Annotated in this window: 11 protein-coding genes and 1 pseudogene; 6 read left to right on the top strand and 6 right to left on the bottom strand. The window is 64.8% G+C overall.

The features are described 5' to 3' along the window. Nucleotides 1–105: 105 nt before the first annotated feature. From AB5975_06845 to AB5975_06835, 3 genes are all read left to right on the top strand, one after another. Nucleotides 106–1,758, top strand: a complete 1,653-nt coding sequence (locus AB5975_06845) for an acyl-CoA dehydrogenase family protein (protein XDR21566.1) — start codon at nt 106–108, stop codon at nt 1,756–1,758. Between the two features lie 105 nt (nt 1,759–1,863). Beyond that, nucleotides 1,864–3,327 (top strand): AMP nucleosidase, encoded by a 1,464-nt coding sequence (gene amn / locus AB5975_06840; GenBank protein ID XDR21565.1) that lies wholly within the window; start codon nt 1,864–1,866, stop codon nt 3,325–3,327. A gap of 6 nt (nt 3,328–3,333) precedes the next feature. After that, a complete protein-coding gene (locus AB5975_06835) occupies nt 3,334–3,972 on the top strand; it encodes a pseudouridine synthase (protein ID XDR21564.1) in 639 nt (212 codons plus the stop codon). Between the two features lie 35 nt (nt 3,973–4,007). Here the strand turns inward: AB5975_06835 and AB5975_06830 are convergent, their stop codons facing one another. Further along, nucleotides 4,008–4,211 (bottom strand): DUF2788 domain-containing protein, encoded by a 204-nt coding sequence (locus tag AB5975_06830; protein ID XDR21563.1) that lies wholly within the window; start codon nt 4,209–4,211, stop codon nt 4,008–4,010. Between the two features lie 54 nt (nt 4,212–4,265). After that, the gene (locus AB5975_06825; GenBank protein XDR21562.1) at nt 4,266–4,742 is read right to left on the bottom strand and encodes an Lrp/AsnC family transcriptional regulator; all 477 of its coding nucleotides are present in this window, start codon (nt 4,740–4,742) and stop codon (nt 4,266–4,268) included. A gap of 393 nt (nt 4,743–5,135) precedes the next feature. Between AB5975_06825 and AB5975_06820 the strand changes: the two genes are divergently transcribed. Continuing rightward, on the top strand, nt 5,136–5,972 hold the full coding sequence (locus AB5975_06820) for a DUF6515 family protein (protein XDR21561.1): 837 nt from the start codon (nt 5,136–5,138) through the stop codon (nt 5,970–5,972). 34 nt (nt 5,973–6,006) lie between these two features. Here the strand turns inward: AB5975_06820 and AB5975_06815 are convergent, their stop codons facing one another. Continuing rightward, nucleotides 6,007–6,879, bottom strand: coding sequence for a cation diffusion facilitator family transporter (locus tag AB5975_06815; protein ID XDR21560.1), 873 nt, complete (start codon nt 6,877–6,879; stop codon nt 6,007–6,009). A gap of 22 nt (nt 6,880–6,901) precedes the next feature. Beyond that, a complete protein-coding gene (locus tag AB5975_06810) occupies nt 6,902–7,321 on the bottom strand; it encodes a polyribonucleotide nucleotidyltransferase (protein ID XDR21559.1) in 420 nt (139 codons plus the stop codon). Nucleotides 7,322–7,437: 116 nt separating this feature from the next. Between AB5975_06810 and hrpB the strand changes: the two are divergent. Further along, a pseudogene (gene hrpB, locus AB5975_06805) lies at nt 7,438–9,965 on the top strand (ATP-dependent helicase HrpB). A gap of 18 nt (nt 9,966–9,983) precedes the next feature. Here the strand turns inward: hrpB and AB5975_06800 are convergent. Both AB5975_06800 and AB5975_06795 read right to left on the bottom strand, forming a co-directional pair. Next, complete coding sequence (locus AB5975_06800; protein ID XDR21558.1) at nt 9,984–10,475, bottom strand: hypothetical protein; 492 nt, start codon at nt 10,473–10,475, stop codon at nt 9,984–9,986. An 87-nt stretch (nt 10,476–10,562) separates the two neighbouring features. Continuing rightward, nucleotides 10,563–11,219 carry a YciC family protein gene (locus tag AB5975_06795; GenBank protein XDR21557.1) on the bottom strand — a complete coding sequence of 219 codons (657 nt, stop codon included), beginning with the start codon at nt 11,217–11,219 and terminating at the stop codon, nt 10,563–10,565. A gap of 166 nt (nt 11,220–11,385) precedes the next feature. On the opposite strand from AB5975_06795, the gene AB5975_06790 reads away from it, so the two are divergent. After that, nucleotides 11,386–12,144, top strand: coding sequence for a DUF2076 domain-containing protein (locus tag AB5975_06790; protein ID XDR21556.1), 759 nt, complete (start codon nt 11,386–11,388; stop codon nt 12,142–12,144). The last annotated feature ends 115 nt before the right edge of the window (nt 12,145–12,259 follow it).

Below are 12,259 nucleotides of genomic sequence, written 5' to 3'. Positions count from 1 at the left end.
CGTTTGCTCCCACCGCCACACGTTTAGTCATGAATGCCACTTTGACTGCCCCGCAGGGAGTGCTTCACTGGGTCTCTCAAGCCTACCCGGATCCAGGAGCCCCCGATGAACCTGCACCAGTACGCTGAAACCCACGAAGTCACCAACCAGCCGCCGTCCCTCGACGGTGCCAACCTGTACCGCCTCGACTTGCCATTGCAAGAATGGTCCCGGCGTTTTGGCGCGGGCTGGGCCGAATCGCGGATCGATGCCTACGGTGCCCTGGCCGGCGGCCCACTGATGCAGGCGGGCTTCCTGGCCAACGCGCATAAGCCTGAATTCAGCAGCCACGACCGCTATGGCCATCGCATCGACCTGGTTGAGTTTCACCCGGCCTACCACGTGCTGATGCGCACCGCCGTCGAGCACGGGTTACCTTCTTTGCCATGGGCCGAACCCCGCGCAGGCGCCCATGTGGCGCGGGCGTCGATGACCTACCTGCACAGCCAGGCCGAGGCTGGCACCGGTTGCCCGCTGACCATGACCTTCGCCGCTGTGCCGGCGCTGCGCTTGCAACCTGAGCTGGCCGAATACTGGCTGCCAAAAATGCTTGCCTGCGAGTACGACCCGCGCAACGTCGGCGACCGGCACAAGGCCGGAGTCACCCTGGGCATGGCCATGACTGAAAAGCAGGGCGGTACCGACGTGCGCGCCAACACTACGCGGGCCTACCCTGTCGGTGCACCAGGCCCTGGCCAGGCCTATGAGCTGGTCGGCCACAAGTGGTTCTGCTCGGCGCCCATGTGTGATGCTTTCCTCACCCTGGCGCAAACCGAAAAAGGCCTGAGCTGCTTCCTACTGCCGCGCCACCGGCCGGATGACAACCGCAACCAGTTCTATATTCAGCGCCTGAAGAACAAGTTGGGCAACAGTTCCAACGCCTCCAGCGAGGTGGAGTTCCGTGGGGCGCTGGCGTGGATGATTGGCGAAGAAGGGCGGGGCGTACCGACCATCATCGAGATGGTGGCCATGACCCGTTTTGACTGCATGGTCGGCTCCAGCGCCTTGATGCGCCAGGCGTTGACCCAAGCCGCCCACCACTGTGCGCACCGCAAGGTCGGTGGCCGTGTGCTGAACGAGCAGCCACTGATGCAGAACGTTCTGGCCGACCTGGCCCTGGAAAGCGAGGCGGCACTGGCCCTGAGCCTGCGCATGGGCCAGGCGCTGGAGCAATTGGACGACCCACAGCAAGCGCATTTCGCCCGGCTGGTCACGGCGGTGGGCAAGTACTGGATCTGCAAGCGTGCGCCGGCCATGATCAACGAGGCTGCCGAATGCCTGGGTGGCGCCGGTTATGTGGAAGACAGCATTCTGCCAAGGCTGTACCGCGAGGCGCCGGTCAACTCGACCTGGGAGGGCTCGGGCAATGTGCAGTGCCTGGATGTGCTGCGGGCCTTGTCCAAGGAGCCGGGTGTGCTCGATGCGCTGTTCACCGAACTGGGCGATGGCCATGGCGACCCGCGCCTGGCGGCGCACATCGGCAACCTCAAGGGTGCGTTTGCCGACACCGGCGATATGCAGTACCGAGCGCGGCAGTTGACCGAAGATATTGCCTTGGCGTTGCAGGCCAAGCTGTTGCTGGAGGCGGGGAATGCGGTGGTCAGCGATGCGTTTATCGGCAGCCGCCTGGCGGGGAGCGGGAGGGCGTACGGGGCATTGCCGCGGGGGGTTGATGCCGAGGCGCTGGTAACAAGGGCTACGCCCGCCTGGCCGCTGTAGGCGCGGGCTTGCCCGCGAATGAATCCAGCACCGATCAATGGGGGTGTATTTAACCCAGAAGGCAGGCAAGATGGTTCACATGCATGTCCAGACAGGAAGCACAGTGTGAGCCAAGCTTTTGTAGTCGTTGATACCCCCGAACAGGCCGTCGACCGTCTGGCGGCCCTGCATGAACAGGCCACCGGGGCCCTTAGCCAGGCCCTCAAGCGTTACCTGAAGGACCGTACCGAGCCGAACGCCGAGGAGCGCGACCTGTTCCGCTACCCGGCACTGCGCCTGACCTACATCAGCCACGGTGAGGTCGCCGCCACCACGCGCGCCTACGCCAAGGTCCAGGTAGCCGGTACCTACAGCGTTACCGTCACCCAGCCTGCTGCATTTCGTGGCTACCTGCTGGAGCAACTGCGCCCGCTGATGCACGACTACACCGTCACGGTAGAAGTCGGCGTCAGTGAACAGAACATCCCGTACCCCTACGTGGTCGATCAGGGCGACGAGCTGGCCGGCAGCGGCATTACCGCCGCGCAGCTGGCGCGGGTGTTCCCCAGCACCGACCTGTCGGCCGCCACCGACAATATCGCCGATGGTCTGTACGACTGGGACCGTGCCGAAGTGCTGCCGCTGGCGCTGTTCGATGCCGCGCGGGTCGATTTCTCGCTGCGCCGCCTGGTGCACTACACGGGCAGCGACTGGCGCCATGTGCAGCCGTGGATCCTGCTGACCAACTACCACCGTTATGTCGACCAGTTCATCAGCCATGGCTTGGAGCAACTGCGTGACGACCCGCGCTTCGTGCGCATGGTGCTACCGGGCAACGTGGTGATCGAAAAGGGCATGGACCACGGCGAAACCCAGGCCCTGGTGGCCAGCGTGGTCTGGCACCGCTACCAGATGCCGGCCTACCACCTGATTGCCGCCGACGGCGACGGTGTTACGTTGGTCAACATCGGTGTCGGCCCGTCCAACGCCAAGAACATCACCGACCACCTGGCGGTACTGCGCCCGCACTGCTGGCTGATGATCGGCCACTGCGGTGGCCTGCGGCAGTCGCAAACCATTGGCGACTATGTGCTGGCCCACGCCTACATGCGCCGCGACGGGATTCTCGACCGGGTTGTGCCGCCGAATATCCCGATCCCGGCCTTGGCCGAAGTGCAGATGGCCTTGCAGGAAGCCGCCGCGCAGGTCACTGGCGAGCGTGGCGAACAGCTGAAGAAGCGCCTGCGCACCGGCACCGTGCTCACCTACGACGACCGCAACTGGGAGCTGCGCTGGGCCCAGGAGCGCCCGCTGATCAACCTGTCGCGTGCGGTGGCGGTGGACATGGAAAGCGGCACCATCGCTGCCCAGGGCTACCGCTTGCGCGTGCCGTACGGCACTTTGCTGTGTGTGTCCGACAAGCCGCTGCACAGCGAGATCAAGCTGCCGGGTTCGGCCAACGCCTTCTACAACCGCGCGGTCAGCCAACACCTGAAAATCGGCATTGCTGCTCTCGACCTGCTGCGCACCGAGCTCAACTCGCTGCACTCGCGTAAACTGCGCAGCTTCGATGAGCCGCCGTTCCGCTGAGGATTCATGTCACTGCCACCCCGTAACAAGCCGCGCCGTCCCCAGGCGCGGCCTGCCACCGGCCCGCGTCGCCAGGCCAAGGCGCCACCGGCCGAGCCGCGCCTGATCCTGTTCAACAAGCCGTTCGACGTGCTGACCCAGTTCAGCGACGGCGAAGGGCGCGCGACCCTCAAAGACTTCATCGACATCGCGGGCGTGTACCCGGCCGGTCGGCTGGACCGCGACAGCGAAGGCCTGCTGTTGCTGACCAACGATGGCGGGCTGCAGGCGCGGATTGCCGACCCCAAGCACAAGCTGGCCAAGACTTACTGGGTACAGGTGGAGGGCGAACCGAGCGACGAGCAGTTGCAGCGCTTGCGTGACGGTGTGGAACTGAACGATGGGCCAACCTTGCCGGCCGAGGCGCGGCGGCTGGAAGAACCCGAGCTATGGCCGCGCAACCCGCCTGTACGCTTTCGCAAAAGCGTACCGACCAGCTGGCTGGAACTGGTGATCCGGGAGGGGCGTAACCGCCAGGTGCGACGGATGACGGCAGCGGTGGGGTTGCCGACCTTGCGCCTGGTGCGGGTGAGGATTGGCGATTGGGCGCTGGATGGGCTGGAGCAGGGTTGCTGGCGCGAAGTCCCGGCAAAGTTAAAGCGCTAGCCGGGGCCGCAGCACGCTCCCGGCAGCCTTGAGCCTTACACCCCTTCGAGAAACCCCACCACCACGCTCTTGATGATGAAGGCCAGCACCCCGAGCCCCAGCACGAAGAACAGGATCAGCGTCCCGAACTTGCCCGCCTTGGATTTTTTTGCCAGGTCCCAGACGATGAAGCCCATGAAACCGATCAGCACGGTGACCAGGATGATCATCATCCACTCTTCGAATACGGCGGGATCCATCGGTGTTCTCCAGGCGGGTTGAGCGTCCGATTATACGCTGGCTGGCGTGAGGGTTTAACGCAGGTGGGTCAATGGCAACTCGGTGCTGGCCAGTACCTGGTTGAGCACGAAGCTCGAACGCACGCTGGTGACGCCTTCGATACGGGTCAGGCTGCCTAGAAGCAGTTTCTGGTAGTGGTCCATGTCGGGCACCACCACTTTGAGCTGGTAGTCGGCATCCATGCCGGTGACCAGGCTGCATTCCAGCACCTGCGGCAGGTTGCGGATGGCGGCCTCGAACGTTTCGAAACGCTCAGGGGTGTGGCGGTCCATGCCGATCAGCACATAGGCCGTCAGGCTCAGGCCCAGCTTCTTGCGGTCGAGCAGCGCAACCTGGCGCGAAATGTAGCCATCGTCCTCCAGTTGCTTGACCCGACGCGAGCATGGCGAAGGTGACAGGCCGATGCGTTCGGCCAGCTCCTGGTTGGAAATGCGCGCATCGCGCTGCAATTCGGCGAGGATGCTCAGGTCGTAACGGTCAAGTTTGCTCATGGCATTTGCCTTTTCTGTTCGTATTGCGGCGAATTATCAATCCAGGGTGAAAAATTGCGCAAGTGCTATTTATCTGAGCAATCTTCGCAATCATCTGTCGCAAGCCGTCCGGTATCTTTATCACCAGAATCACTGCCCGGACATCAGTCCACGGCGACGCGCCCTAAGCGGGCGGTCGCGGCCAGCCATCCAACAGGATCTGCAGGCCCCCGGGCTACACACCCTCCAGAAGACGGTGTGAGGTGAGCCGGCGCCACAAGTGCCGAGCACGGACGACAATTCCTGAAGGGAGGCCTTGTGGCCTCCCTTTTTTCTGTCTGGAAATTTAATTGGCCTGCGTGATGGGCGCGGTAGACTGGTTGCGGGCGCAGTTTTTCTACCGAGAGGAATACCATGAAGTCGCGCATCTGGCAGTTGGCAGGTGTTGGTTTGCTGGGTTTGAGCATCAGCCTCGGGGCCATGGCCGAAGGGCCGGGCGAGGGGCATGGCGAACGCGGCCAGCAGGTGCAAGGTGAGGGCGGGCCTGGCCGCTCGCTCAACTCGCGCGACGAAGTGCGCCAGACCCAGCCCCCGCGCCAGGGTTATTACCAGGACATTCCCCGCCGCCACGGTGATGACCATCACTGGCAAGCCGGTGGCCCTGGGCAACGGCCCGGTGGTGACTGGCAAGGGCGCCCAGATGGCCATGGCAATGGCTGGGGGCCTGGGCCGCAGTATCGCCCCGGGCACACCGTCGACCATTTTCCCGACCGCTACTGGAAAGTGCCTTACCGTGGTGCTGACTACTTCTACTCCGGCGGCTACTGGTACCGCCCTCATGGTGGCAGCTACATCGTGGTGAGGCCGCCCTATGGCGTGCGGGTCAATTACCTGCCGCCTTATGCGCGGGAAGTGTGGCTGGGGGGTGGGCTGTTCTTCCTGGTAGCCGATACCTACTACCAGTACCTGGCGGACAGCCAGGAGTACGTGGTGGTCAACCCACCGGTCGGCGTGCCGGCGCCCGTACCGGTGGCACCGTCGAACGGTGGGTATGACGTGGTGGCTTACCCGATGTATGGCCAGGGGCAGGAACAGCAGGAGCAGGACCGTTACCAGTGCCATCGCTGGGCAGTGAGCCAATCCGGCTTCGATCCGGCGACGGCGACGTACGCACCGCCAGCCAATGTGCTCGACAATTACCGGCGGGCGCTGGGTGCCTGCTTCAGTGGCCGGGGATACAGCATCAACTAAAGCGGTAGGCGCGGCCTGTTAGCCTGAAGAATATCTATACCGGGTCGGCGTGCACCATCACATCCGCCTGTGGATAACGCTGGCGGATCACCCGTGAGGCCTCCACGCACAATCCGTGTGCTTCATGCAGTGGTAGCTGCCCTGGTAGCTCCAGGTGCAACTGCACGAACCACTGGTTGCCCGACACCCGCGTACGCAGGTCGTGCACGCCCTTGACGCCGGGAATGGCCAGTACCCGCGTGGCCATGTCTTCGCCGACATCGCTGGGCAGTTCCTTGTCCATCAGGATTGCCGTGCTTTCGCGGGCAATCTGCAAGGCACTCCAGAGGATGTAAAAGGCGATGCCCAGGCCGAACAGCGCATCCAGCTGGGGCCAGCCGAAACGCGCCAGCAGCAGGGCCAGCAGGATGCTGCTGTTTAGCAGCAAGTCCGAGCGGTAGTGCAGGGAGTCGGCCCGCACCGCGGTAGAGCCGGTCAGGCGGATGACCTTGTACTGCAAGGCCAGCAGGGCGACGGTCAGCACCAGCGACAGCAGCATCACCGCGATGCCGATGGCGGTATCACCCAGCGGTTGCGGGGTGTGCAGGCGCTCGACCGCCTGCACGCCGATCAGCACTGCACTGACCCCGATGAACAGCGCCTGCGCCATGCCGGCCAGGGCCTCGGCCTTGCCATGGCCGAACCGGTGATCGTCGTCTGCCGGGCGCAGCGCATAGTGCACCGCCAGCAGGTTGAGGAACGAGGCTACAGCGTCCAGTGCCGAATCGGTCAGCCCGGCCAGCAGGCTCACCGAACCGCTCAGCCACCAGGCCAGCGCCTTGCTCAGCACCAGAATACTGGCCACCGCCAATGACGCGCGCGTGGCCAGGCGTAGCAGGCGCTGGTGTTCAGCCGGGGTGGTGATCATCCGTGGTCGGTGTCCTTGTGGCTCAGGCGGCTGGCACCAGGCCCAGGCTGGCCAACTGCTCGACACTGCCGCGGTGCTGGATCAGCCGAGGGTCGTCCAATGGCAGGCGCTGGCCCAGTTCGCTTTCGAGAATGGCCTGCAACTTGAGGTTGTCGACCTTGCCATCTGGTTTGACGGCTTCTTGCAGTTTGGCTGGGTCGACCTGGGCGGTGCGGCCACCTGGGTAGTAGATGGCGCCCGTGGCGAAGTCGATGCCGAAGGCGATCAGCCCAGGGATCACGTAGAACAGGATGCCAATGGCGTCCATTGCGGCAACCACAGGGTCGATCTTGCCGCCGATCTGGCCGCGCCGGTCCGGGTAGAAAATGGTGCCGCAGGCCGTCAGTTGGGTCAGCAGGGTGGCAATGAGGGCGCCACCGATGACGCGGGTCGAGATGCGCATGTAAATCTCCGAGAAGGTGTTCAGCAGGGCAAGCGAAGCGCCTGCGCCTGATGCTAAGACCATGATAGAGCAGGCTGGGTTCGCCGTTATACTCGCCAGACTGTTCGAGGACCACCATGATTTCATTACCCATTGATGCGGCCTTGCCCGCTTTGCGCCAGGCCCTGGCAAACCGTGACGAAGCGGTGCTTGAAGCGCCGCCCGGCGCTGGCAAGACCACCCGCGTGCCGTTGGCGCTGCTGCACGAGCCGTGGCTGGCCGGGCAGACCATCCTGATGCTTGAGCCACGGCGCCTGGCGGCGCGGGCGGCCGCCGAGCGGCTGGCCAGCGAGCTGGGCGAGCAGGTGGGGGAAACGGTGGGTTACCGCATCCGCCTGGACAGCAAGGTCGGGCTTAAAACCCGTATCGAAGTGGTGACCGAGGGCATCCTCACCCGCCGCCTGCAGGCCGACCCGGCACTGGAGGGTGTGGGCTTGCTGATCTTCGACGAATTTCACGAGCGCAGCCTGGATGCCGACCTGGCCCTGGCGCTGAGCCTCAATGGCCGCGAGTTGCTGCGTGACGACCCGCCGCTGAAGATTCTCCTGATGTCCGCCACCCTGGAAGGCGAGCGCCTGTCGCGGTTGCTGGACGATGCGCCGGTGGTCAGCAGCGAAGGCCGCATGCATCCGGTGGATATCCGTTGGGGGCGAGCGTTCCAGCCGGGCGAGTTCATCGAACCACGGGTGGTGGACAGCGTGCTGCAGGCGCTGGCAGACCAAGCCGGCAGCGTGCTGGTATTCCTGCCTGGGCAGGCCGAGATCCGCCGGGTGCACCAGAGCCTGCAGGAGGCCTTGGGCGATCGGCCCGAAATTCTGCTCTGCCCACTGCATGGCGAACTGGATCTCAATGCCCAGCGTGCCGCCATCGACCCGCCGGCCAAGGGCCTGCGCAAGGTGGTGCTGGCCACCAACATCGCCGAAACCAGCCTGACCATCGATGGCGTGCGTGTGGTGATCGATGCCGGCCTGGCCCGTGTGCCGCGCTTCGACCCTGGCAGCGGTATGACCCGCCTGGACACTCAGCGTATCTCCCGCGCCAGCGCCACTCAGCGCGCCGGCCGGGCCGGCCGCCTGGAGCCCGGCGTGTGCTACCGCCTGTGGTCCGAAGCCCAGCATGAGCAACTGGCCGCCCATGGCAGCGCCGAAATCCTCCAGGCCGACCTGGCCGGGTTGGCCCTGCAACTGGCGCGCTGGGCGTTACCCCCGAGCAGTTGCGCTGGCTTGACCAACCGCCGGCTGCCGCGTTCGCCCAGGCCCAAGACCTGTTGGTGCGGCTCAATGCCTTCAAGCCTGGCAGCCGTGACAACCTCAGCGAACACGGCCAGGCCATGGCCGAACTGCCGGCGCACCCGCGCATCGCGCATTTGCTGCTGCGTGGCCAGGACCTGGGCCTGGCACAGATGGCCTGCGATGTGGCTGCGCTGCTGGGGGAGCGGGATATCCAGCGTGGGGGTGGCGCGGACTTGCACAACCGGCTGGCGCTGGTCAGCGGCGAAAGCAAGGCGGCGCGTGGCGGCCAGGGTGGCGTGCAGCGGGCGCGTCAGCTGGCCCGCCAGTACCGTGGCCTGTTGCGAGGCAAGGCCGGTGCGCCGGTCGCCGACCCGGACCACTCGCGCTGGCTGGGCGCGCTTCTGGCGCTGGCCTACCCCGACCGCGTCGCCTTGCAGCGCCGCGAGGGTGGGGCGGAGTATCGGTTGGCCAATGGCCGTGCGGCGCTGTTTGCCGAAGTTGACGCGTTGATGAAGTGCCCGTGGTTGGTAGTCGCCGACCTGGGTAGCCGCCAGGGGCAGCGTGAGGAGCGCATCTACCTGGCCGCCGAATTCGATCCGGCGTTGCTCGATGGCGTGCTGGCCGAGCAGGTCGAGCGGGTCGATATCGTTGATTGGGACGAGCGCGAGCAGGTGTTGCGCGCCGAGCGGCAGGTCAAGGTTGGCGAACTGGTCCTCAGCCGTGAGCCACTACCGGGCCTGGATGACGAGGCCAAGGCCAGGGCGCTGCTTGGCCTGGTTCGGCGCAAGGGCCTGAACCTGCTGACCTGGACGCCGGAACTGCGCCAGTGGCAGGCACGGGTGGCACTGCTGCGCCAGCTGGACCTGGGAAAGGATGGCCACAGCGAATGGCCCGACTTGGGCGACGAGGCCCTGCTCGCCAACCTGGAAGACTGGCTGCAGCCCTACCTGGGCAAAGTGTCGCGCCTTAGCCACTTTGCCGCGCTGGACCTGCCGTCGCTGTTGCGCAACCTGTTGCCCTGGCCGCTGCCACAGCGCCTGGACGAACAGGCCCCCGCGCACCTGGCGGTGCCGTCCGGCTCGAACATTCGTCTGGACTACAGCGAGAGCCCGCCGGTCCTCGCCGTGCGCTTGCAAGAGCTGTTCGGGCTTGCCGACACCCCACGCATCGCCAACGGCCGGCAGCAGGTCAAGCTGCACCTGCTGTCACCCGCACGCCGGCCGGTGCAGGTGACCCAGGACTTGGCGAACTTCTGGCGCACCACCTACGCCGAGGTGAAGAAGGATTTGAAGGGGCGGTATCCGAAGCATTACTGGCCTGACGACCCCTTGGTGGCCGAGGCTACGGCGCGAGCCAAACCTCGGGGGACCTGAGCGTGGCCGGGGCGGCTGTCAGCCGAGCGGTACGAGCAGGAAGGTGAACACTTCACCTTCCTCGACATTGAGCAAGGCCACCCAGTCGCCGCTTTTGTGCGGCGTATCCTTGATGATGCCAACCCTGTGGCCTCGGTGGTCGCGCAGATGGCAGACCAGGCCGTCCTCGGTCAGCTCCAGTGGCTCGATCTTCCAGTAGTCAGTGACGTCGGCATGCCAGTAGAAGCCCAGGTAGCCATTGCGGCTGATGCCCAGTTTCTTGGCTTGTGGTCGCCCAGGGATGCTGATGTGGTGATGCAGGCGATCGTCGGTCTGCGAGTGGTAATGAAAGTCCATCACCGGCGAGTCCTGCTTTCCCCCAACCTGTAGCCAGTCATCCTCAGGGGTAACCCCCCAGCTGAACTTGTCACTGCTGCGGCTCAGGCGCAGTGGGATGTACCGGTTGACGGCGCGCATGTACAGCCTGCCGCGAAACGACCTGGCAAATTCCGCTTTGATGTCTTCGTGCATGGTGCTTTCCTCGGTTGGCATTGAAGGTTTCGCACCCTAATGCCCAAGCGCGACGCCCAGGCAGATCGAAGACTTTCCCCGGTTGCCTCAGGCGCCGGCTTCACCTTCCAGCAGCATGAACAGGCGGTACAGCACCACGGTGCTGAACAGCTGCAGGAAGCCGCTGAGGCTGTCCATGGCCAGCTCCATGCCAGGCGAGGGTTCTGGGAAAGCCATCAGCAGCAGCCCGTCGATCAGCCAGATCGGTGCCAGCACAGCCACCACACAGAACATGATGCGCATGAAGTGACCGGTGGTCATGCTGGCACTTTCGCGCATCGCCTGCACCACCGGGCGGCCGCGCAGCACCAGCAGGTACTCGGCGAACACCAGATTGATCATGATCCATACGCCCGGGAAGACGAACAAGGCAAGGCCCGCCATGATCAGCAGCGAACTGATGAGAATCAGCAGGGCCAGTTGTGGCCAGAGCTGCAGGGCGCGGGCGAACAGGTCGCGCTTGGCGATTTCCTGGCCCTTGCTGCGGGTATCGAGGTAAAGGATCAGCGCGGCGCTGTACAGCGGGTAGAGCAGCAGGCTGACGAGCATGCCGTAGGCAGGCGATGCCTGGTCGCCCAACTGCCGGTACAGCAACTGAGTGAGCAGGGCTTCCAGCACCACCAGCGGCAGGCACAGCTGGACAATGTTCGGCAGGTGGCGGCGGAAGAAGTACAGGGAGTCGCGCAGAACGCTCAGCGGATTCATCAGTCAACATCGCATGGCAGTAAAAACAGGGGCCTAACTTTAGCCCAAAGCAGGCCTGGGGCTGTCACTTGCTGAAAAAAGTTTCACCGCGCCGGTGATTGAATCCCGCGTCCGTACGCCCCATCTTTGACGCTGTCCGTTGTCCCGCTACCCCACGAGGTCGCCCATGAACACTGAAGAACAAACCCTGATCGACGGCCTGTTCGGCCGCATCAAGCAAGCTGAAGACCCGAGCCAGCCGCGCGATCCGCAGGCCCAGGCGTGCATCGAGCAACATCTGCGTCAACAGCCGGCGGCGCCTTACTACATGGCACAAGCCATATTGGTGCAGGAGGCTGCGATCAAGCGCCTCGACGAGCAGAACAAGCAGCTGGAGGCCGAACTGCAGCAGGCCCGCGCCCAGGCCCAGGCCGCACAAGCCGCCAGCAGCGCGCCAAGCAATGGCGGGGGTGGTTTCCTGTCCAGCCTCTTTGGTTCGGGTGGGCGTAACGCGGCCCCGGCGGTGCAGCCGCAGCGTCCCGCTGCTGCCCCGGTGGCGTCGGGTGGTGGCTGGCGCGAGCCTTCGGCACCGGGCTTCTCCCAGCCGCCAACACAGCAACCTGGCTTTGCCGCCGCGCCGGCGCGCGGCGGCGCCAGCAGTTTCCTCGGTGGGGCCATGCAGACCGCTGCCGGTGTGGCCGGTGGTGTGTTGCTGGCGCAGGGTATCAGCAGCCTGTTCAACCACAACTCGCAGCCGGAAGAAGTGGTCGAGGTGATCAAGGAAGAACCGACACCGGCCAGCGACAACGGCGGCTGGAACGACCAGGGCGGTCAGCAGCAAGTGGCTGACAATGGCGGTTGGGGCAGTGACCAGGGTGGTTACGCCGACAGCGATTATGGCAGCGATGATGGCGGGTTCTTCTCGGACGACGACTCGTACGTCTGACAGGTCTGGCATACTGCTGGCATTTTTGAGGGGCGCTGTGCGCCCCTTTCGCGACGCAAGGCCGCTCCCACAGGTAAAGTGCAGGTTTCACACGCATTGCCCGACCTGTGGGAGC

Origin of the sequence: Pseudomonas putida, assembly GCA_041071465.1 — a bacterium.
Taxonomy (GTDB): Bacteria; Pseudomonadota; Gammaproteobacteria; order Pseudomonadales; family Pseudomonadaceae; genus Aquipseudomonas; species Aquipseudomonas putida_P.
This window is presented reverse-complemented; position numbering and strand designations above follow the sequence as displayed.